Origin of the sequence: Salmonella sp. SAL4457, from assembly GCF_046548235.1 — a bacterium.
In the GTDB taxonomy this organism is placed as follows: Bacteria; Pseudomonadota; Gammaproteobacteria; order Enterobacterales; family Enterobacteriaceae; genus Salmonella; species Salmonella enterica.
This window is the reverse complement of record NZ_JBGDZO010000643.1, coordinates 1-265: the sequence shown is the minus strand read 5'-3', so window position 1 is coordinate 265 and position 265 is coordinate 1. Positions and strand designations below refer to the sequence as shown.

Annotated in this window: 1 pseudogene; it reads left to right on the top strand. The window is 69.4% G+C overall.

Annotation, left to right across the window (positions count from 1 at the left end):
- Positions 1-265, top strand: a pseudogene (locus ACLJNW_RS25780) (tRNA (uridine(54)-C5)-methyltransferase TrmA); the annotation flags it as partial.

The window sequence follows — 265 nt, the reverse complement described above, 5'->3', positions numbered from 1 at the left end:
CCACCCTGGCCGGCGACGCGCTGATCACCCTCTGCTACCACCGGCCGATCGACGACGCCTGGCGACAGGCAGCGGAAAAGCTCGCGGCGGAACTGGGCGTGAACCTGGTGGGGCGTTCGCGCGGCAAGCGCATCGTCGTCGGACGCGACTATGTGGAGGAGGAACTGTCGGTCGCCGGCCGGCGCTTCCGCTACCGCCAGCCCGAGGGGGCTTTCACCCAGCCCAACGGCGAGGTCAACCAGAAGATGCTCGGCTGGGCCTACGA